We start from the raw sequence: 20,426 nt of genomic DNA on the forward strand, positions 1-20,426 counted from the left end.
CACCGGTGCAGTCGAGGACGTACCGGGCCGTTCTCCGCACTTTGTGCGAGCGCAGGAACGATCCTGCGCGTCGGGTTGCGCGAGATCGTGGGCGTGGAGCTGTCGGTGCTGGAGTGTCAGGGCGAGGAGGACGGAATGCGCTGCACCCTCGGGGTGGATATCGGCACGTCGAGCAGTAAGGGCGTGCTCGTGGCAGAAGACGGCTCGATCTTGGCTACGGCGACCCGTGCGCATGAGGTCGATCGGCCGCGCTCCGGTTGGGCTGAGATGGATGGCCGCATCTGGTGGGACGAGTTCGTCTCCATTGCGCGGGAGCTGCTCAGCGCGCAACCGGGTGCGGAACCGGTCGCTATCGGCGTGAGTGGTATGGGGCCGTGCGTTCTGCTCGCCGATGACGAAGACGAGCCTGTGCGTCCTGCGATCCTCTATGGCGTCGACACCCGCTCGACCGAACAGATCGTACGCCTCACTGAGGAGCTGGGCGAGGACGAGATCGTCCGAACTGGAGGATCGGTGCTCACCTCACAGGCCGGCGGTGCGAAGATGGTCTGGGTAGCCGATGAGGAGCCGGAGGCCTGGGCTTCTGCCAGACGCGTATTCATGCCAGCATCCTGGCTCGTCCGCCGGCTCACGGGCGAGTACGCGCTCGACCATCAGTCCGCCAGTCAACTCTCCCCGTTCTATGATGTGGAGAACGAGCGCTGGCATGATCCCTGGTGGTCGCGCTTCGCCGATCGCATCGTGCCGCCCCCACTGTCCTGGGCGGGCGAGGTGGCGGGGACGGTCACCTCTGTAGCATCCGCTCTGACAGGGATCCCCGAGGGGACCCCGGTCATCACCGGGACGATCGATGCCTGGGCTGAGGCGGTGAGCGTGGGCGCGCACAGTACCGGTGATCTGATGCTGATGTACGGGACGACTATGTTCCTGATCGCCACCGTCACTGAGACACTGCGCACGCCATCGATGTGGACTACGGTGGGTGCGTTCCCCGGCACCCGGAATCTTGCGGGAGGCATGGCGACCTCCGGTGCACTCACCGCCTGGCTGAAGGAGCTCACTGACGCCGACTATCCCCTGCTTCTCGCGGAGGCGGCGGAGTCGGGTGCCGGTGCACGAGGTCTGCTGATGCTCCCGTACTTCGCAGGCGAGCGTAGCCCGATCCAGGATCCGGATGCTCGCGGCGTGATCGCCGGACTCACCCTTCGCCACGGTCGCGGCGACCTCTACCGGGCGGCTCTGGAGGCGACTGCCCTCGGAGCCCGTCACAATATCGAAACCATGCGCACAGCCGGCGCGGACCTCCATCGGGTCGTAGCGGTCGGCGGAGGAACTCAGGGGCGCCTCTGGATGCAGGTCGTCTCAGATGTCACCGGGCTCGCCCAGGAGGTGCCCGCTACCACGATCGGCGCAAGCTACGGGGCGGCTTTCCTCGCCGCATCCGCAGTCGCCGACGGGTCGACTCCGCTGCGAATCGAGGACTGGAACCCGGTGGTCGACCAGATCGAGCCCGACCCCGATATCTGCCCCATATACGACGAGCTCTTCGACCGCTATCTGCGGCTGTATGAGAGCACCAGACCGGTCATTCACGAACTCGCCGACGCACAGCGCGCGCGATGAACCCGCCACGCACAACGGAAGAAGAAACATGAGCTACACCCTCCCCACCCCGGCAGTCCGGCCGCAGGCCGCACCGAGGACGGCCTATCTGATCACCTCCGGCGACCTGCGCGAGTCTGCCAACACCGCCGGCTGGGCGGTGCAGGAGGAGACCGAGGCCGCAGTCACCCGTGCCTTCGAGGAGCTCGGGTGGAGCGTGATCCGTGCCTTTGGTGTCGACCCCGAGCGCGGACACGGTTATATTCGGAGCCAGCGCATGGGGCTGGAGGTCTTCAAGAGCATCCCGGTGGACGCTCCCCTGGTGGTCGCTATCGCCAACTGGCAGTATTCGCACCACGTGCTGGCGGGGCTGCGCACCCACCAGGGTCCTATCCTGACCACGGCCAACTTCGCCCCCGACTGGCCGGGCCTGGTCGGGTTGCTGGGCCTGAACGCAGGACTGACCAAAATGGGCAAGGAGTACGCCACCATCTGGTCGGTCGACTTCACCGACGACTGGTTCAAGGAAGGCATCCGGGAATGGATCCAGACCGGACGCATCACGCACGACTCCTCGCACGTCCGCGCTCTCCCCGCTCTCCCCGCCAGCGCCGAAAAGGAACTGGGTGAGGCTCTGGCCGCCGAGTTGCTGGCTGACAAGGCCATCATTGGCGTGTTCGACGAGGGCTGCATGGGGATGTACAACGCCATCTTCGACGACGAGCTGCTCAACCGCATCGGCATCTACAAGGAGCGTCTGTCGCAGTCGGCGCTCTACGCCGAGATGCTCGAGGTGACGGATGCTGAGGCCGACGCTGCCTATGACTGGCTCATCGACCGCGGGATGACGTTCCGCTACGGTGAGGACGCCGCCACAGAGCTCACTCGCGATCAGGTGCAATGGCAGCTGAAGATGTACATCGCCGCCCTGCGCATCTCCGATGACTTCGGTCTGGACGCGGTGGGCATCCAGTATCAGCAGGGTCTGAAGGATCTGGTCCCGGCATCCGATCTGGCCGAGGGCATCCTGAACTCCACCGACCGCCCTCCGGTGACCAGTCGCGACGGCAGGCGTGTGCTGCACGAAGGTCGCGCATTCCCGCACTTCAATGAAGCGGATGAGGGAGTGGCCGTGGATGCGCTGATCACCCACCGGGTGTGGCGAGCAATGGGCCTGGAGCCGGACACCACCCTGCATGACGTGCGCTGGGGCGAGGAGTACGACGGGCGGTTCGTGTGGTCCTACGAGATCTCCGGCTCCGTCCCCGCCTCGCACTTGGGCGGCTGGGACAAGGCCGAGGGGTGGCGCCAGGGGCACGTGTTCTTCCCGGCGGGTGGTGCCACGATCAACGGCGTCTCCAAGGCCGGGGAGGTTGTGCTCTCGCGGGTGTTCATCTCCGAGGGCATCCTGCAGGTCGACATCTTCCGCGGCTCGGTCGTGGAGCTTCCGGATGTCGAATCGCAGCGCCGGAAGGAAGCCACCAACCCGGAGTGGCCCATCGCGCACGTCGTGCTGCACGGCCAGACCCGCGACCAGTTCATGGCGCGACACAAGGCCAACCACGTGCAGCTGGTCTATGCGCCTGATGCGGAGACGGCTGATAGGGCTCTCATCGCGAAGGCCGCGATGTTCGACGGCTTGGGCGTGAAGGTGAACCTCGTCGGAGACGTCGCGGTGCCGGAGCGCACGGCATGATGGGTGCCAACGTGACCCGGCGGGTCATCCGCTGAGGAATGACGCCGCTGCCGGCCGACCCCTCACCGTTCGGCGTGGACGCTGTCGAGGCGGCCCCGAGTGACATCACCAGCGCGATGTGCTCGTCGACGAGATGGACGAGCGGATCCCCCCGCAGCGGGATGAGCGGTCGCGGTTCGTGCGGAGAGCCTGCAGCACCGTCATCGCCAGCCCGACGCCGATGACGACCGTGACGACGGCCAGCGCCGCACGTGTGAGGCAGACCGCCTCCGGACTGGTGATCGCGGACAGGCCACGGACCCGTCATCCGGCCCAGCCGCTGAGACGCGCCATAGAGGGTCATCGCTCGTCCGCGGTGGGAGTTAGACACCAGCTCCGCGACCATCGACTGTCGTACGACCGCCCACATGCCGTCCAGCAGCGCGCTGACCAGCAGGACCGCCACGAACAGCGCTTTCAGGGCCGACAACCCTGTTGTCCAGACGGCGACGGTCGTCAGGGCGAGGACCGCCGCGCAGGAGAGCGTGGTCTCAGTGAGTTCGATCCGCTCCCCGAACCGCTGGACGATCCAGTCGCCGAGGAGGGAGCCGAGCACACCGCCGAGACCCGTCACCGCGATCACCGAGCTGAGCTACACGGGGCCCGAGTCCCGGCATCAGCCCGAGCAGAACCCGGCCTCAGGCGGGTGGCAGCCGCAGCACGTTCCCGGACTCGCCGCCGGTGAGATCGGCGGCGATGCGGATGCTGCGGGCGAGGTCGTCGAGCGCGCGTTCGAGCGTGCCGAAGCGCTCGCGGTCGCTGCACACGGCGGTGAGAGTGATGAGGTGCGTACCGGTGTCCCACGTGTAGGTCGCCGACGGCGGGGAGGCCGGGTTCGGGGGCGTCGGCATGAGGAGCTTCTCGCCGACGCCGAGCGGGGTCGGGAAGCTCTCGGTGTCGTCGTACTCGATCGGCAGCATGGCCCGCGCCATGCGCAGCTGCGGGGTCAGCTCCTGCACGGTGGCCATGGCCACGACGAGCTCCGGTTCCGCCTTCCAGGTCCACGCGAGCACCCGACCGTCGGCCCTGCGCATCGCCAGCGGGATGGCCTGACTGGCCAGCCAGCTGCCGAAACGGGCGCCCGGCAGCGTCTCCCGCCCGAGCCCCGCACCGGCCTGAGCCATCAGCATCCGGATCGCCGCCTTGCGGTGTCGCCGGCCGGCGAATCCCAGCGAACCGGTCACGGGGATCCACAGTGCCGGATCGGCGGAGGAGGTCAGGCGCATGCCACCACGGTACGGGCTTCTGTGGGGACGCGCTGGGAACGGCCGGTCTTCGCGATGCGCTCAGCGCCCTCGGGTAGAGTAACCTCCGCCCCAGCGGGCGGGTCGCACGCCGCCGCAGCTCCAGTGACAGATTGGCAGCATCGTTCCTTGACCTCCGGACGTCCCCTGAAGATCCTCATCGGCTGCGACACGTTCGCGCCGGACATCAACGGCGCGGCGCGCTTCGCCGAGCGGCTGGCCGCGGGCCTGGTCGCCCGCGGTCATGAGGTGCACATCGTCGCGCCCAACACCGCGTACCGCCGGTCCCGGACCCATGTCGAGACCATCGAGGGCGAACCGCTCATCATGCACCGCCTGCCGGCGGTGCGCTGGCTGCCGCACGACTGGCTGCGGTTCATCTGGCCCTGGCGCTCCAAGCACTACGCCCGTAAGGTGCTGGACGAGGTGCAGCCGGATGTCGTGCACATCCAGTCGCACATCGTGATCGGCCGGGGGCTCACCCGCATCGCCCACAAGCGCGGCATCCCGATCATCGCGACGAACCACGTCATGGCCGAGAACATCCTCGACCACACGACGATGCCCGCGTTCATCAACCGGATCGTCCTCAAGCTCGCCTGGGACGACGCCGCGCGCACCTTCGGCATGACCAGGGCCGTGACCACGCCGACCCGCAAGGCCGCGGACTTCCTCGAGCGCACCATCGACATCTCCGGCGTCGTGCCGGTCAGCTGCGGCATCGACCGACGCAACTACACGCCGGTCATCGGCCCGCGCGACCGCAACCGCATCCTCTTCGTCGGTCGGCTGACCGGCGAGAAGAAGGTCGACGTGGTGCTGCACGCCCTGGCGCGGCTCGACCCGGCGCTGGACGCGCATTTCGACATCGCCGGCGGCGGCGACCAGCGCAGAGCGCTGGAGACCCTGACGCACCAGCTGGGGCTCGACGACCGCGTGACCTTCCACGGTCGGGTCACCGACGACGAGCTGCGCGAGCTCTACTCCCGCGCATCCGTCTTCGCGATCGCGTCGATCGCGGAGCTGCAGTCGATCGTGACGATGGAGGCCATGGCATCCGCTCTGCCCGTCGTCGGGGCGGACGCCGTCGCGCTGCCGCACCTCGTGCACGACGGGGAGAACGGCTACCTGTTCGAACCGGGGAACGTCGACGACCTGGCGGAGAAGCTCACGCGCGTGCTCACCGCCGATCCGGTGGAGTACGAGCGGATGCAGCGCGCGTCCCTCGACGGCGTGGCGGTGCACGACATCACCCGCACGCTGGACACCTTCGAGGCGCTGTACCGGGACGAGCCGCTGCCGGAATAGGCGCGAGGCGATGTCGCCCGGGCCTGCCGCCCGGCGCTCAGCCCCAGCGGCCGGGCGCGGCCAGCACGTGCGAGCGGACCTCGGCAGTGTCGTCGGACACCTCCGCCGTGCAGTACAGCAGCGACTGCGTCGGATAGCCGTGCGCGTTGTTGTCGCGGATGATCGCACGATCGTCGTCGGGGTCCAGTCGTGCGCTCTCGGCGAGCAGCCCCACCCAGCGATCCGCCCAGCCGTCGTCGTCGGGCCTGCTGCCGGCGAACAGCGGCAGCCATGCCCGGATGCGGGCGGTGCGGGGGTCGTCGAGGTCATCGTGCGCGATCATGTGCACGCCGGCCGACACCGGCGTCTCCCGCAGGACGGTGCCGTCCCATGAGAGCACCCGAGCGCCCGTGGGCGAGGCTTCGAGGAGGTTGAAACCATGCATGGGCAGCGGCCCGCTCTCGGGCGACCGGCCCACGACGGACTCCAGCGCCAGCGATCCGCGGGAGAGCACGGACTCCTCGGGCAGATCGAGCACGTCGGCGCGGTTCAGCAGCACGGCCAACCGGTGCGTGCGCGGATCGAGGGCCAGCCAGGCGCCGCCCGCACGCCGGTCGTGGATGCCGATGACGCCCGGGTGGGAATCCGGCCACCACGGACCCAGATCGTCCCACGGTCGCTGCGGGTCCTCATCCCGCACGGCCAGCAGCCGCGCCCCGCTGGATGCGACATCGATCACGACGGTGCACACGACCACGAGTCTAGGTCAGCCGGGAGCGTCCGGCTCCGCGGCATCCGGCCCCACCCGGCGCCCATCTGTCGGGCACAGCTCCGCAGTTCCGCACAACTTCGCAGGAAAGCAGCGGATGCTTGCGAGACAGCGCACATCTGCGGAGTCGTGCCACGCGTGCCACCCGGCCGTGCACGCGCTGGGGCAGAATCGAAGCGTGAACATCGTCGTGGGAGTCACGGGCGGCATCGCCGCGTACAAGGCGGTGCACCTGGTGCGCCTGCTCATCAAGGACGGGCACGAGGTGACGGTCATCCCCACCGAGGATGCGCTGCGCTTCGTCGGCCTGCCCACGTGGGAGGCCATCAGCCGGCATCCGGTCACCACCAGCGTGCACGACGACGTCGCCCGGGTGCGGCACGTCGCCGTGGGTCAGGCGGCGGAGCTCGTGATCGTCGCGCCCGCGACGGCCAACACGATCGCGAAGATGGCGGCGGGGCTCGCCGACGACCTGCTGGGCACCACGCTGCTGGCCACGACGGCGCCGGTCGCGATCGCGCCGGCCATGCACACGGAGATGTGGCGGCACGCGGCCACGCAGGCGAACATCGCCGTCCTCCGCGAGCGGGGCGTCGCGATCCTCGGCCCCGCCGAGGGCGAGCTCACCGGCGGCGACTCCGGGCCCGGACGGATGCTGGAGCCGGAGCAGATCATGGAGCGGGCGCTGGCGCTGCGGGGCGAGCGCGACCTCGACGGCCTGCGTGTGGCGGTCTCCGCGGGCGGCACCCGTGAACCTCTCGACCCCGTGCGCTACCTGGGCAACCGCTCCAGCGGCAGGCAGGGCGTCGCTCTCGCACTGGCGGCGGCCGATCGCGGTGCCGAGGTCGTGCTGGTGGCCGCCCATCTCGACGACGGGGTGCTGGCGGATGCCGCCCGGCATCCGCTCATCCGCATCGAGCGCGCCGGCACTGCGGCCGAGCTGGGGCTCGCCATGCGGGCGGTGTCGGAGGACGCGGCGGTGATCGTCATGGCGGCCGCCGTCGCCGATTACCGTCCGGCGGAGGTCGCCGAGGGCAAGCTCACCAAGGAGTCCGGTGTGCTGGAGAGCATCGACCTCGTCCAGAACGAGGACATCGTGGCGTCCCTGGCGGCCAGACGGCATCCCGGGCAGGTCGTCGTGGCCTTCGCCGCGGAGACCCCGCAGGACGAGGCGGAGATGCTCGCCCGCGCGCGCCGCAAGCGCGAGCGCAAGGGCGTCGACCTGCTCGTGGTCAACGAGGTCGGCTGGGATCGCGGCTTCGAGATGGCCGAGAACACCGTCCAGGTCATCGGCGAGGGCGGTGCCGTGCGCGCCCGGGCATCCGGCTCCAAGAGGTCGGTCGCCGATGACATCTGGGACGTGATCGCCGCCGATCTCGGGTGACCATCACAACGTCATTCTGGTAAAGTTGAGTCAACGGCACTCAACTTTGAAGGAGCTTCTCAGGAGGAACAGATGACAGGCCCCGCCCAGAACGAAGAGCAGCAGAGCGCCCTCGAGCAGTTCGGCGTCAATCTCACCGACCTCGCGCGTCAGGGCAGGCTCGACCCGGTGATCGGCCGCGACAGTGAGATCCGGCGGGTCAGTCAGGTGCTCACGCGCCGCACCAAGAACAACCCGGTGCTCATCGGGGAGCCCGGCGTCGGCAAGACCGCCGTCGCCGAGGGGCTGGCGCAGCGCATCGTCGCGGGCGATGTCGCCGAATCCCTCAAGGACAAGGAGCTCGTCTCGCTCGACATCTCCGCCCTCGTCGCGGGCGCCATGTACCGCGGCCAGTTCGAGGAGCGCCTGAAGAGCGTGCTCAAGGAGATCACCGAGTCCGACGGGCGGGTCATCACCTTCATCGACGAGCTGCACGTGCTCATGGGCGCCGGCGGTGGCGAGGGCTCGGTCGCGGCCTCCAACATGCTCAAGCCCATGCTGGCCCGCGGCGAGCTGCGCATGATCGGCGCGACCACGCTGAACGAGTACCGCGAGTTCATCGAGAAGGACGCCGCTCTCGAGCGCCGCTTCCAGCAGGTGTACGTGGGTGCGCCCTCCGTGGAGGACACCATCGCGATCCTGCGCGGACTCAAGGGCCGCTACGAGGCGCATCACGGCGTGACGATCTCGGACAGCGCGCTGGTCGCCGCCGCCGCGCTGTCCAACCGCTACCTGCCCGCCCGACAGCTGCCGGACAAGGCCATCGACCTCATCGACGAGGCCATGTCCCGGCTGAAGATGGAGATCGACTCCTCGCCGGTCGAGATCGACGAGCTGCGACGCCAGGTCGACCGGATGAAGCTCGAGGAGCTGGCGCTGAAGAAGGAGAAGGACGCCGCCTCCAAGGAGCGCCTGGCCGCGCTGCGCGAGCAGCTGGCGGAGCTGGAGCGCGAGCTGGGCGAGCTGGAGGCGCGGTGGGCTCGCGAGCGTCAGGGGCTGAATCGGGTGGGGGATCTGAAGAAGAAGCTCGACGACGCCATCACCCAGCGCGATCTCGCCATGCGCGAGGCCGACTACACCAAGGCGTCCCGGCTCGAGTACGAGACCATCAAGCAGCTGCAGACCGAGATCTCCGAGGCCGAGCGCGCCGAGGCCGCCGTCTCCAGCGAGGGCCGGATGGTCAACGAGCAGGTCACCGACGAGGACATCGCCGCCGTGATCGCCGCGTGGACCGGCATCCCCGTCGGACGGCTGCTGCAGGGCGAGAGCGAGCGGCTGCTGCACCTGGAGCGCGAGCTGGGCAGGCGGCTGATCGGGCAGAAGGATGCCGTGAAGGCGGTGTCGGATGCCGTGCGGCGCTCCCGCGCGGGCATCAGCGACCCGGGTCGCCCGACCGGCTCCTTCCTCTTCCTCGGCCCCACCGGGGTCGGCAAGACCGAGCTGGCCAAGGCGCTCGCCGAGTTCCTCTTCGACGACGAGCACGCCATGGTGCGCATCGACATGAGCGAGTACGGCGAGAAGCACTCCGTCTCCCGGCTCGTCGGAGCCCCTCCCGGATATGTCGGGTACGAGCAGGGCGGCCAGCTCACCGAGGCCGTGCGCCGCCGCCCGTACAGCGTGGTGCTGCTGGATGAGATCGAGAAGGCGCATCCCGAGGTGTTCGACGTGCTGCTGCAGGTGCTCGACGACGGCCGGCTCACCGACGGCCAGGGCCGCACGGTCGACTTCTCCAACGTCATCCTCATCCTCACCAGCAACATCGGCTCTCCGATCCTCATCGACCCCTCGATGCCCGACGCCGACAAGCGCGACGCCGTCATGGCTCTCGTGCGCCAGTCGTTCCGGCCGGAGTTCCTGAACCGACTCGACGACATCGTGATGTTCTCGGCGCTCAGTCAGGACGACCTCGCGCAGATCGTGGAGCTCGCGGTGGATCAGCTGCAGGAGCGGCTGCACGACCGCCGGCTCACGCTCGCCGTCACCCCGGACGCCCGCTCCTGGCTGGCCGAGCGCGGGTACGACCCGGTGTTCGGCGCCCGCCCGCTGCGCAGGCTCATCCAGACCGAGGTGCAGAACAGGCTCGCCACGGCGCTGCTGTCCGGCGCCGTGCACGACGGCGACACCGTGCGCGTGGACGTCGCCGTCGACGGGTCCGGGCTCGCGCTCACGAGCGACGGCCAGGGGCCCTCGATGTGAACCTGCGCGACCTGTCGTATCTGATCGCCGTCGCCGAGGAGCGGCACTTCGGGCGGGCGGCGGAGGCGTGCTTCGTCAGCCAGCCGACGCTGTCCACCCAGATCCGCAAACTGGAGAGCGAGCTCGGCGTCACCCTCGTCGAGCGGGCTCGCGGTCGGGTGCTGCTCACCCCGGTGGGCGAGAAGATCGTCGAGCGCGCCCGTGCCGCGCTGGGGGCTGTCGCCGACATGGAGGCGCTGGCGCGCGCGGCGCGCGACCCGGAGGCGGGGATCGTCCAGCTGGGCGTGCTGCCCACCTCGGGCCCGTATCTCATGCCGCATGTGCTGCGCCGGGTGCGGGAGCGGTATCCGCGCGTGCAGCTGCGGCTGGTCGAGGAGAAGACGGATGCCCTGCTGTCGCGGCTGCGCACAGGGGGACTGGACGCCGTGATCTGCGCGCTGCCCGTGGAGGACGCAGGGCTGCACGTCGAGCCGCTGTTCGAGGAGCCGTTCGTGCTGGCCACGCCGGCCGGGCACAGGCTGGCGGGCAAGGATGATCTGGGCATCGCCGATCTGGCCGGCGAGCAGCTGCTGCTGCTGGAGCACGGCCACTGTCTGCGCGACCAGGCGCTGGACGTGTGCCGCATGGCGGGTGCGGCCGAGAAGGGGCAGTTCCAGGCGACGAGCCTGGAGACCCTGCGGGAGATGGTGGCGGTGGATGTCGGCGGCATCACGCTGCTGCCGCTGCTGGCCGTGCAGCCGCCCGTCGCGCGCCCGCACTCGCTGCGGCTGACGGCGTTCGCGGGGCGCGCACCGGCCCGTCGCATGGCGATGCTGTGGCGCGCATCCGCCGTGCCTGCCGAGCTGCTGGGCGGCATCGCGACGATCATCCGACACCTTCCGGCGCACCTGCTGGACCCCACCACACTGCCCGTCCACGCTGCATAGGCAGCATCTATCGATCCCAGAGATTCCGTTGATTGGACGTGCATGAGCGGCGTTCCTATGGTGGGAATGGGCGGAGAGCGCCCTGAGGGAGAAGTGAACATGGCGAACGCACACGGACCGCGGCGACTGGGACCGCTCACCTGGCTGGTCGGCGAGTGGGAGGGCGACACGGGCACCGACGTGTCGTACCACAACCGTGAAGACGAGACGAGCCCCACCGGCTATTTCGAGAAGGCATGGTTCCGCCCGATCCCGCTGCAGGAGAACGGCCGGCAGCGCATCGAGGGCCTGACCTACGGCATGAAGGCGTGGCGGCATGGCGAGGAGGCCATGGACCCGTTCCACGACGAGGTCGGCTACCTGCTGTGGGAGGCCTCCACCCGTCAGGTCATCCGCAACGTGGTCTTCGGACGCGGCATCGCGCTGATGGCCGGCGGCGACGCGGATGCCTATGACAGCTCGTTCACGGTCAAGGCCACTCCCGGAGACCCGAACTACGGCATCCTGCAGAACAAGTACCTGTCCGGGCGCGCGGAGCTGCGCGGCTTCGAGGGCACCTTCACGTTCAACGAGGACGGGACGTTCACCTACACGCAGACGCTGGTGCTGAAGCTCGGCGCCCTCGGCGGCGTGGAGATGGACCACACCGACACCAACACCCTGCATCGCGTGAAGCGGTACCACCCCGGCTCCGAGTTCAACTGACCGGGTTCGGCCTGGCCGGGGTCGGCCGGTCGGGCCGGGACAGGATCGGTCAGCGGCTGCTCGTGGCCCAGTGCTGCGGGCCGGTGGAGCCCGCCGTGTACTCGTCCATCGGCACATCGCCCCGCGCCCACGCGTCGCGGACGGGCTGGATGATCCGCCAGCACTGCTCGGCGGCATCCGCCCGCACCGACAGGGTCACATCCCCGTCGAGGATCTCGCTGAGCACCTCGGTGTAGGCCAGCAGGGTGCCCTTGCCCAGGGCGCTGGAGAGCACGTCGCGGCGCAGCGCGAACGGGTCGTCCCCGCCGTTGACGTTGAGCACCAGGTCGATCTGGTCCGGACCCAGCACGAACCGCAGCACGCCGCCGTCGGACGGCTGCCCGGTCAGCCCGTCGGGGATGTGCCGGACGGGCTTGAACGTCACGATGATCTCCGCGCAGCGCTCGGTCATGGCCTTCCCGCTGCGCAGCGTGAACGGCACGCCCGACCAGCGGGCGGTGTGCACCTCGCAGGTGATCTCGGCGAGGGTCTCGGTGTCGCGCGCGGGGTCCACGCCGTCCTCGTCGACATAGGACGGCACGTCCCTGGCATCCGTCTTCGCGCCCAGATGCCCCGCGGTGTACCGGGCTCGCCGCGACGAGCGGGTCGGGTTGTCGTCCCAGATCCGGGTGGCGCGCAGCGCCGCCGCCATGGCGTCGCGCAGGTCCAGCTCGTCCAGGTCGTGCGGCTGCTCCATCGCGAGGATCGCCAGCACCTGCAGCAGGTGGCTCTGGATCATGTCGATCATGGCGCCCGCGCCGTCGTAGTAGCGGGCGCGGTTCTCCAGCGCCAGCGCCTCGTCATAGCGCACCAGCACGGACTGCACGTGGTCGGCCGACCACACCGGCTCGATGAGCCGGTTCGCGAATCGCACGCCCAGCACGTTCAGCAGCGTCGAGCGGCCGAGGAAGTGGTCCACGCGGAAGATGCGGTTCTCGGGGACCAGCTGCTGCACGAGCTCGTTGAGCTCACGGGCGCTGCGCTCGTCGGCGCCGAACGGCTTCTCCAGCGCGAGCACGGTGTTCTCGGGCAGGGTGATCTCGCGCAGCACCTCGCAGGCCGCGATGGTCACCGCCGGCGGCAGGGCGAAGTAGATGACCAGACGCCCCTGCACGCCCTCGACCAGGGCGGCCAGCGCGTCGCGGTCGGTGACATCGGCCTTCGTGTATGCGGTGCCCTTCACGCGCGATACCTCGTCGGCGGCATCCGAGGAGGCGAACGCCGCCCGCACGCACTCGCGCCAGCGCTTCTGCGTCCAGTCGTCGGAGCCCGCACCGCGCAGGGTCAGCGTGCGGTCGGGCTGGCGCGCCAGCAGCTGGCCGATCGCCGGCAGCAGCAGCCGCGAGGTGAGGTCGCCGGAGGCGCCGAGGATGAGAAGAGTCGTCTCCTGAGCCATGTCTTCACGATATGCCCCGAGAGCGGCGTCCGTGCTGCCGGGTGCGGACCTGTACTCACCGGTACGGGGGTGGAAGACTTCGGGGCATGGCCATGCGCATCGAGGACTACGCCCTGCTCAGCGACTGCCGGACCGCCGCACTGGTGTCCCGAGAGGGGAGCATCGACTGGCTCTGCCTTCCGCGACTGGATTCGGCCAGCACGTTCGGCGGGCTGCTGGGAGAGGACGATCATGGTCGCTGGTCGCTGCGCCCCGCAGATGAGGAGGCGATCGTCACCCGCCGGTACGACCGCGACACCTTCATCCTGGTCACGCGCTGGCAGACCACGGATGCCGTGGCCGAGGTGCACGATTTCATGCCGGTGCGATCCGAGCCCGGCGCGGATCCCGATCGCAGCGACCTCGTACGGCGGGTGGTCGGCGTGGAGGGGACGATGCGCTTCGCACAGCGACTGAGCGTGCGCTTCGACTACGCCCGGGCGATGCCGTGGATGCGCCAGACGGGGACCGCCGATGCGCCGGAGCTGGTGGCGATGGCGGGGCCCGATGCGGTCGTGCTGCGCGGTGCGGCACTGCAGGCGGTCGATCATGAGCATCGCGGTGAGGTCGCCGTCACGGCCGGAGAGGTGCGAGACCTGCAGCTGACCTGGTTCCCGTCGCACCGGGAGGCGCCTCGGCCGATGGACGTGCAGGAGGAGCTCGAGCGCACCAGGGACTGGTGGCAGAGCTGGGCCGACATGATCGAGCACCACGGCGTGCACCACCACGCCGTGGTGCGCTCGCTGCTGATCCTTCGGGCGTTGACCAATCGCGAGACCGGTGGTATCGCGGCGGCCGCGACCATGGCACTGCCGGAGGACTTCGGCGGGGAGCGGAACTGGGACTACCGCTACGTCTGGCTGCGAGATGCCGCGCTCACACTGGAGGCGCTGCTGGATCACGGGTTCGTCGAGCTGGCCGGTGCCTGGCGGGAGTGGCTGCTGCGCGCCGTCGCGGGCGACCCGGCCGATCTGCAGATCATGTACGGGCTGGCGGGGGAGCGCGATCTTCCCGAGCGGTCGCTGGACTCGTTGCCCGGCTACGCGGCCTCCAGACCGGTGCGAGTGGGCAATGGCGCCGCCGAGCAGTACCAGGGCGACGTGGTGGGGGAGGTGATGGTGACGCTGTCCGCGGCGCGCGCCGCGGGCCTGCCGGAGTCCGAGTACTCCTGGCCGTTGGAGCGGCAGTTGCTGAAGTTCGCGGCCGAGCAGATCGACCGGCCCGACCAGGGGCTGTGGGAGATCCGCGGCGATCCGCACATGTTCACGCACTCCCGCGTGATGATGTGGGCGGCGTTCGATCGCGGGGTGCGCGCCGTCGAGGAGTCCGGGCTGACGGGGCCGGTGCACCGCTGGCGCGAGCTGCGCGACCGGCTGCGCGCCGAGATCGACCGCGACGGTGTGACCGATGGGCACTTCACCCAGTACTACGGCACCACCGAGGTGGATGCGTCCCTGCTGCTGCTTCCGCAGGTCGGCTACTGCGCGCCCGACGACCCCCGGATGCTCGCCACCGTGGAGCGGATGGAGCAGACTCTGATGCGCGAGGGGCTGCTGCACAGGTATCGCACCGGCAGCGGCGTGGACGGTCTGGCGGGCGATGAGAGCCCGTTCCTGGCGTGCTCGTTCTGGCTGGTGGAGCAGTACGCGGTCACCGGGCGCACCGAGGAGGCGGGCGCGCTGCTGGATCGGCTGTGCGAGCTGGCCAACGACGTCGGCATGTTCTCGGAGGAGTACGACCCCGTGCACGGGCGCCAGGTCGGCAACACCCCTCAGGCGTTCTCGCACCTGGCGCTGGTCCGGGCCGCCGACGCCGTCACGATGACCGTCCACCATCCCCGTTGAGACCCTCGTCTTCCCCGTCCGTCTCCGTCGAAACCCTCGCCGGCGTCGAAACCCCTCCTGGCCGACGCGAATCGCGGGGGTTCGGCGGTCAGGAGGGGCTTCGGTGGAAGGAGCTGCCGGTGCAGGCGTTCTCGCAGCCGGGACCGGCGCGGTCGATCAGGCGCTCAGCAGCACCGACTCGTCGATGGGACGGCGCACGCGCGGGGCGGTCTCGCGCTGAGCGAGAGGTTCCGGGAGGGCGTCGACATCGCCCAGCTCGCCGACGGCGATGACGGTGATGGGGACGAAGCGGTCGTCCAGGCCCGTGAGCTCGCGGATCTGCTCGGGTGCGAACCCGGCCATCTGGTGCACGATCAGACCGTCATGGTGGGCCTGCACGGACAGGTGCGCGATCGACTGACCCAGGTCGTACGTCGCGTAGGTCATCGGTGTGCCGTCCTCGCGAGTGGTCTCGGCGATCGCGACGATGAGCACAGCGGCATTCCCGGCCCAGGCCTGGTTGAGTCCCGCCAGTGCGGAGTGGATGCCGCGGTGCAGCGCACTCCCGCGCCGGGCGACGATGAAACGCCATGGCTGGGAGTTGTTGGCACTGGGCGACCAGCGGGCGGCCTCCAACGCGGAGGAGAGCTTGCCCTCGTCGACCGGAGTCTCGGCATCGAACGCGCGCGGGCTCCACCGGCTGGCGAGAACGTCGAGGACGGGGAACGCGGTCTGTGCGGTGCGGTCGAGGGTGGCGGTGCTCATGACGATGAGGCCTTTCGAGTTGTGACGGATGTTGCAGGACCTCGTCGTCCGGGTTTCACAACCGGTCCACGAGGTCGCGTATTCCCGCCGCACCGTCCGTTCTCGCCGGAATCCGTCACGAGCGTCGAAACCCCTCCCGGCTGACGCGAGCCGCGAGGGGTTTCGATGAGGAGAGCCGGGGTCAGCCGCGCAGAGCCTCGAGGAGTTTGACCCGCGCCCCCATCCGCAGCAGCGAGTTCTCATAGATCTTCGCTCCCACCAGGATCGCTCCCACGCAGCCGGCGAGCAGGATGATGAGCGACAGCAGCGGCTCCCACCACTGCGCATCGCCGACGAACAGGCGCACCGGCATCCCCACCGGAGCGGAGAACGGGACGTACGACAGGATCGTCATCACCACGGGATTGTCGTTGAAGATGATCACGAGGATGTACGGTGCCATCACGATCATCATCAGCGGCATCGTCGTCGCACCCATGTCCTCCTGACGGGAGACCATCGCGGCGGCGGCGGAGTATAGCGCCGCGAGCAGGATGAACCCGAACAGGAAGAACACGGCGAACCAGAGCACCGGCGCGCCCAGCCCTGCGAGCACCTCGTTCTGCCCCGTGACGATGAGCCCGACGACGGCGATCACCGCCAGCAGCACGATCTGCGCCATCGCGAGGATCGTGTTGCCGAGCACCTTGCCCGCCAGCAGCACACGGGTGGGGATGGCCGAGATCAGCAGCTCGACCACGCGCGTCTGCTTCTCCTCCACGACGCTCTGCGCGATGGTGGCGCCGAACGTCGAGGCCGCCATGAGGAACACGGCGCCGAAGCCGATCGCGACGAGGTAGCGCAGCAGCGGGTCGGTCGTGGCGGGCCGGAGCAGGTCGACCTGCGGCGATTCGGACAGGCCCATCACGAGGCTGCTGGGGGCCTCGTCGGCGGCGAGGATCACGACGCCGGTCGCCGTTCCCTCGGCCGGCAGCACGGCGGCGGACACGTCGCCGTCGAGCACGAGCCTTTCAGCCGCCGCGCGATCGGCGACCTCGGTGACCGTCACGTTCGGCAGCGCGCTGACGACCGATGCCGTCTGCGAGGTCGCCGCGATGGCATCCGGCTCGGCGGTCCTGCTGGAGAAACCGCCGATGAGCACACCCGCGAGGGCCACCAGCAGCAGGATGCCGGTGGAGATCATGAAGGCCTTGCTGCGCACGCGGGAGGTGATCTCGCGCTCGGCGACGAGCCAGATGCCGGATGCGGCGGACTGGTCGGTGGGCATCGTCTTCTCCGGGGACGTGCGGGCGGATTCGGTGTCGGCGGTGATCACCGGATGACCTCCTTGAAGATCTGAGCGAGGGAAGGATGCTGTGGTGCGAAGCCGATGACATCGCCGCGGGTGACGGCCTCGCGCAGCACGCGCTGCGCCGTGTCCTGGGTGTCGGCCTCGAACAGTGCGGAGCCGCCCTCGAAGTCGACCACCGTCACACCCGGCTCGTCGCGCAGCCAGCCGGTGTCGGCGGAGGAGTCGAGCTGGTACCGCACGGTGGAGTGCTGGGCGCGCAGCTGCTCGCGGGAGCCGGCGGCGCGGATGGTGCCCGCGGCGATGATGATGAGGTCGTCGCACAGCCGTTCGACCACGTCGAGCTGATGCGAGGAGAACAGGATCGACGTGCCCTGTGCGGCCCGGCGCTCGAGCACCTCGGCGACGGTGTCGACGGCCAGCGGGTCCAGCCCCGAGAACGGCTCGTCGAGGATGAGCACCTCCGGATCGTGCACGAGGGCCGCGGCGATCTGGGCGCGCTGCTGGTTGCCCAGAGAGAGCGACTCGATGGTGTCGCCGAGCCGTTCGCCCAGTCCCAGCTCCTCCAGCAGCGCGGTGGCGCGCACTGCGGCATCCGTCTTCTCGAACCCATGCAGGCGCGCGAGGTACACGACCTGCTCGAGCACCTTCATCTTCGGGTACAGGCCGCGCTCCTCGGGCATGTACCCGAAGCGCCGCCGGTCGGCGGTCGTGAGGGAGACGCCGTCGATGCCGACCGTGCCGGAATCCGCGGACAGCACGCCGAGGATGATGCGCATCGTCGTGGTCTTGCCCGCCCCGTTGCCGCCGACGAATCCCGTCAGCCGCCCGGGAGCGACGTCGAAGCGGATGCCCTCGAGCACCGTCCGTGAGCCGTAGCTCTTGGTGATGCCCTCCAGCTGAAGTGTGCCCGTCATGCCGGTCGTCTCCATTCGTTCGCCCGTTCTCGTTCACCCGTTCTCGGGCCGGTGCGCCGGTGCGCCGCGCGGTCCGTGCCTCCACGCTACGGAGCGGAGCGCCTGTCGACATCCGTCCTGCGGGGGATCGTCGGGAATCCCCCTCGCGGCGGGTCCACCCTCGCCGCCGTCTCAGGCCAGTCCGCGTCGATGCGCGATGACGATGGCCTGCACGCGGTCGCGCGCACCGAGCTTCTGCAGCACGCGCGACACGTGGGTCTTCACGGTCGCCTCACCGATGAACAGCTCGCGGGCGATCTCGGCGTTGCTCCGAGCGTCCGCGATGAGCGCCAGCACCTCCGACTCGCGCTCCGTCAGCGCTTCGCTGAGCACCCCCGCATCCCCCCTTCCCGTCGCACTTCCCGTCGCCTTCACACCCTCCGGACCGACAGGAAGCGCGACGGGAGCAGGAGGCGTGGCCGGTCGGGACGAGGACGACGGGGACGGGGAGGGTGAGGGGGCGGATGCCGCGAAGCGGCCCAGCACGCGGCGGATGACCTCGGGGGCGAGCACGCCGTCGCCCGCGGCCAGCGCTCGCACGGCGGAGATCAGCTCCTCGGGCCCCGCGTTCTTCAGCAGGAACCCGCCTGCACCGGCATCCAGCGCCTGGAACAGGTACTCGTCACGATCGAACGTCGTGACGATGGCGACGGATGCCGTGATCTCCGGGTCCGCGACGATGCGCCGCGTCGCCTCGATGCCGTCCATGTCCGGCATCTGCACGTCCATCGTGATGACGTCCGGATGCAGTCGCGCGGCCAGCTCGACACCCTCCGCACCGGTCGAGGCCTCCCCGACCACCTCGATGTCGGGCTGCGTCGCGAGGATCATGCGGAACCCCGCCCGCAGCATGGCGTGGTCGTCCACGAGCAGCACGCGGATCATCGCACCGCCTCCGCCGTGACCCGCGCGAGCGGCATCCGCACCCGCACGCGGAAACCGCCCTGCGGTCGGGGGCGCAGGTCGATGCTGCCGCCGGACGCCAGCGCCCGCTCCCGCATGCCCAGCTGACCCAGGCCGGGGCGCAGCGCACCGAGGAGCCTGCCGGTGTTGACGACCTCTAGCTCCACGGCATCCGTCGTGTACCGCACCCGCACATCGGCCGTCGCATCGGGCCCCGCGTGCCGGCGGGCGTTGGTGAGCGCCTCCTGCGCGATCCGGTACAGGTTCACCCCGACCGTGTCCGGCACCGGGATGGGGTCGCCGATCACCGTGTACTCCGTGGGCAGCCCCGCGCCCCGCGACGCGAGCACGAGAGACTCGATGTCGTCGACGGAGAACGTCGAGGACGATTCCCCCTCGACGCCGCCGGGCGCCCGAAGCGTCTCCAGCAGCTGTCGGAAGTCGCCGATGGCGTCGCGGGAGGCGCTCTCGATCCCCGCCAGCGTGCGCTTCGCGGCATCCGGGTCCTGATCGATCATGAGCCGTGCGGCACCGGCCTGCACACCCATCACCGACACGTGGTGCGCGACGACGTCGTGCAGCTCCCGGGCGATGCGCACACGATCCAGCGCCACGGCCTGCGCGGCGGTCACCTCGCGCTCGGCCTCCAGCTCGCGGGTGCGCTCCTCGAGGGCGAACCGCTGCACTGCGGCCGCCCAGGAGCGCTCGCCGAAGTAGTACGCGCCCCCGAAGTACAGGGCGTTCAGCAGCAGCTGGATCATCATCATCGCGACGTACGGGGAGAACAGCCCCGCGGCGACGTCCGCTCTGCCGGCCTCGCTGATCGCATCCCGGTACATCACGATGATCAGCCACGCGAACATGCCGCAGGTGATGCCGACGCGCAGGAGCATCGCCGTGCGGCGGTCGCTCATCCGCGCCCCCACCGTGTACAGGGCGATGAACATCGTGATGTTGACGACGTACACCTCGGGCACGCGCAGCGTCACGCTCGCGAAGAACACCAGCGCGATGAACACCGCGACCTGTGCGGGCCAGCGCCGCCGCACGGCGAGGGGGACGGTGACGGCCGCGACGACGAGCAGGGCGGACCACATCGGCGCCTGATCCTCGCCGTACCAGTCGGCGATGGTGGTCAGACCCGCACTGATGACCCCGCCCACGAGCATCCCGGCGGCCAGCAGCGCGTCCTGCCGCAGCTCGCGCGTGGTCGGCGTGGGTGGATACGGGGAGACCGGCATCCCCCCACCGTAGGACGGATGCAGGTCGTCGCACATCCGCCGTCCGGGGGATTCCGAACGGCGGAGGGAAGGGCGGGCGCCGGAGACGG

At 69.7% G+C, this 20,426-nt stretch carries 17 protein-coding genes; 8 read left to right on the forward strand and 9 right to left on the reverse strand.

What is annotated here, in order from left to right; translation table 11 throughout:
* The first annotated feature begins 75 nt into the window (after window positions 1-75).
* Window positions 76-1,623, forward strand: a complete 1,548-nt coding sequence (locus tag ABD770_RS06995; protein ID WP_344818807.1) for an FGGY-family carbohydrate kinase — start codon at window positions 76-78, stop codon at window positions 1,621-1,623.
* A 28-nt stretch (window positions 1,624-1,651) separates the two neighbouring features.
* Window positions 1,652-3,298 (forward strand): fucose isomerase, encoded by a 1,647-nt coding sequence (locus ABD770_RS07000; protein WP_344818808.1) that lies wholly within the window; start codon window positions 1,652-1,654, stop codon window positions 3,296-3,298.
* Here the strand turns inward: ABD770_RS07000 and ABD770_RS14950 are convergent.
* Together ABD770_RS14950 and ABD770_RS07005 are read right to left on the reverse strand one after the other, a co-directional pair.
* Window positions 3,213-3,920, reverse strand: a complete 708-nt coding sequence (locus ABD770_RS14950; protein WP_425562744.1) for an MFS transporter — start codon at window positions 3,918-3,920, stop codon at window positions 3,213-3,215. The genes ABD770_RS07000 and ABD770_RS14950 overlap by 86 nt on opposite strands.
* A 55-nt stretch (window positions 3,921-3,975) precedes the next feature.
* On the reverse strand, window positions 3,976-4,563 hold the full coding sequence (locus ABD770_RS07005) for a hypothetical protein (RefSeq protein ID WP_344818809.1): 588 nt from the start codon (window positions 4,561-4,563) through the stop codon (window positions 3,976-3,978).
* A 147-nt stretch (window positions 4,564-4,710) separates the two neighbouring features.
* Here ABD770_RS07005 and ABD770_RS07010 point away from each other — a divergent pair, with 147 nt between their 5' ends.
* Window positions 4,711-5,889: a glycosyltransferase gene (locus tag ABD770_RS07010; protein ID WP_344818810.1), complete on the forward strand. Its 1,179-nt coding sequence runs from the start codon at window positions 4,711-4,713 to the stop codon at window positions 5,887-5,889.
* Window positions 5,890-5,926: 37 nt separating this feature from the next.
* Here the strand turns inward: ABD770_RS07010 and ABD770_RS07015 are convergent, their stop codons facing one another.
* Complete coding sequence (locus ABD770_RS07015; RefSeq protein ID WP_344818811.1) at window positions 5,927-6,619, reverse strand: NRDE family protein; 693 nt, start codon at window positions 6,617-6,619, stop codon at window positions 5,927-5,929.
* A 196-nt stretch (window positions 6,620-6,815) separates the two neighbouring features.
* Between ABD770_RS07015 and coaBC the strand changes: the two genes are divergently transcribed.
* From coaBC to ABD770_RS07035, 4 genes are all read left to right on the forward strand, one after another.
* Window positions 6,816-8,021 (forward strand): bifunctional phosphopantothenoylcysteine decarboxylase/phosphopantothenate--cysteine ligase CoaBC, encoded by a 1,206-nt coding sequence (coaBC, locus tag ABD770_RS07020; protein ID WP_344818812.1) that lies wholly within the window; start codon window positions 6,816-6,818, stop codon window positions 8,019-8,021.
* Window positions 8,022-8,093: 72 nt separating this feature from the next.
* Window positions 8,094-10,256 (forward strand): ATP-dependent Clp protease ATP-binding subunit, encoded by a 2,163-nt coding sequence (locus tag ABD770_RS07025; protein ID WP_344818813.1) that lies wholly within the window; start codon window positions 8,094-8,096, stop codon window positions 10,254-10,256.
* A complete protein-coding gene (locus ABD770_RS07030; RefSeq protein WP_344818814.1) occupies window positions 10,253-11,182 on the forward strand; it encodes a LysR substrate-binding domain-containing protein in 930 nt (309 codons plus the stop codon). Before ABD770_RS07025 ends, ABD770_RS07030 begins: the two co-directional genes overlap by 4 nt.
* A 99-nt stretch (window positions 11,183-11,281) precedes the next feature.
* Window positions 11,282-11,887 carry a heme-binding beta-barrel domain-containing protein gene (locus ABD770_RS07035; RefSeq protein ID WP_344818815.1) on the forward strand — a complete coding sequence of 202 codons (606 nt, stop codon included), beginning with the start codon at window positions 11,282-11,284 and terminating at the stop codon, window positions 11,885-11,887.
* 49 nt (window positions 11,888-11,936) lie between these two features.
* Here the strand turns inward: ABD770_RS07035 and ABD770_RS07040 are convergent, their stop codons facing one another.
* Window positions 11,937-13,322, reverse strand: coding sequence for a glucose-6-phosphate dehydrogenase (locus ABD770_RS07040; protein ID WP_344818816.1), 1,386 nt, complete (start codon window positions 13,320-13,322; stop codon window positions 11,937-11,939).
* A gap of 86 nt (window positions 13,323-13,408) precedes the next feature.
* Here ABD770_RS07040 and ABD770_RS07045 point away from each other — a divergent pair, with 86 nt between their 5' ends.
* A complete protein-coding gene (locus ABD770_RS07045) occupies window positions 13,409-15,205 on the forward strand; it encodes a glycoside hydrolase family 15 protein (protein WP_344818817.1) in 1,797 nt (598 codons plus the stop codon).
* A gap of 156 nt (window positions 15,206-15,361) precedes the next feature.
* Here ABD770_RS07045 and ABD770_RS07050 read toward each other — a convergent pair whose 3' ends face one another.
* The 5 genes from ABD770_RS07050 to ABD770_RS07070 all read right to left on the reverse strand — a co-directional run bounded on the left by ABD770_RS07050 (window position 15,362) and on the right by ABD770_RS07070 (window position 20,337).
* Window positions 15,362-15,949: a nitroreductase family protein gene (locus tag ABD770_RS07050; RefSeq protein WP_344818819.1), complete on the reverse strand. Its 588-nt coding sequence runs from the start codon at window positions 15,947-15,949 to the stop codon at window positions 15,362-15,364.
* Window positions 15,950-16,130: 181 nt separating this feature from the next.
* Window positions 16,131-17,216 (reverse strand): ABC transporter permease, encoded by a 1,086-nt coding sequence (locus ABD770_RS07055; RefSeq protein WP_344819881.1) that lies wholly within the window; start codon window positions 17,214-17,216, stop codon window positions 16,131-16,133.
* Window positions 17,217-17,260: 44 nt separating this feature from the next.
* A complete protein-coding gene (locus ABD770_RS07060; protein ID WP_344818820.1) occupies window positions 17,261-18,154 on the reverse strand; it encodes an ABC transporter ATP-binding protein in 894 nt (297 codons plus the stop codon).
* 171 nt (window positions 18,155-18,325) lie between these two features.
* Window positions 18,326-19,078, reverse strand: coding sequence for a response regulator (locus tag ABD770_RS07065; protein ID WP_344818822.1), 753 nt, complete (start codon window positions 19,076-19,078; stop codon window positions 18,326-18,328).
* A complete protein-coding gene (locus tag ABD770_RS07070; RefSeq protein WP_344818824.1) occupies window positions 19,075-20,337 on the reverse strand; it encodes a sensor histidine kinase in 1,263 nt (420 codons plus the stop codon). The genes ABD770_RS07065 and ABD770_RS07070 overlap by 4 nt, the downstream gene beginning before the upstream one ends.
* Window positions 20,338-20,426: the final 89 nt, after the last annotated feature.

This window comes from Microbacterium soli, from assembly GCF_039539005.1.
Taxonomy (GTDB): domain Bacteria; phylum Actinomycetota; class Actinomycetes; order Actinomycetales; family Microbacteriaceae; genus Microbacterium; species Microbacterium soli.

Coding starts and splice junctions, on each gene's coding strand:
- ABD770_RS07055 (WP_344819881.1), bottom strand. CDS start 17,216: ATGCCCACCGACCAGTCCGCCGCATCCGGCATCTGGCTCGTCGCCGAG.
- ABD770_RS07005 (WP_344818809.1), bottom strand. CDS start 4,563: ATGCGCCTGACCTCCTCCGCCGATCCGGCACTGTGGATCCCCGTGACC.
- ABD770_RS07035 (WP_344818815.1), top strand. CDS start 11,282: ATGGCGAACGCACACGGACCGCGGCGACTGGGACCGCTCACCTGGCTG.
- ABD770_RS07045 (WP_344818817.1), top strand. CDS start 13,409: ATGGCCATGCGCATCGAGGACTACGCCCTGCTCAGCGACTGCCGGACC.
- ABD770_RS07050 (WP_344818819.1), bottom strand. CDS start 15,949: ATGAGCACCGCCACCCTCGACCGCACCGCACAGACCGCGTTCCCCGTC.
- ABD770_RS07060 (WP_344818820.1), bottom strand. CDS start 18,154: ATGACGGGCACACTTCAGCTGGAGGGCATCACCAAGAGCTACGGCTCA.
- ABD770_RS07025 (WP_344818813.1), top strand. CDS start 8,094: ATGACAGGCCCCGCCCAGAACGAAGAGCAGCAGAGCGCCCTCGAGCAG.
- ABD770_RS07000 (WP_344818808.1), top strand. CDS start 1,652: ATGAGCTACACCCTCCCCACCCCGGCAGTCCGGCCGCAGGCCGCACCG.
- ABD770_RS07070 (WP_344818824.1), bottom strand. CDS start 20,337: ATGCCGGTCTCCCCGTATCCACCCACGCCGACCACGCGCGAGCTGCGG.
- ABD770_RS07040 (WP_344818816.1), bottom strand. CDS start 13,322: ATGGCTCAGGAGACGACTCTTCTCATCCTCGGCGCCTCCGGCGACCTC.
- ABD770_RS07065 (WP_344818822.1), bottom strand. CDS start 19,078: ATGATCCGCGTGCTGCTCGTGGACGACCACGCCATGCTGCGGGCGGGG.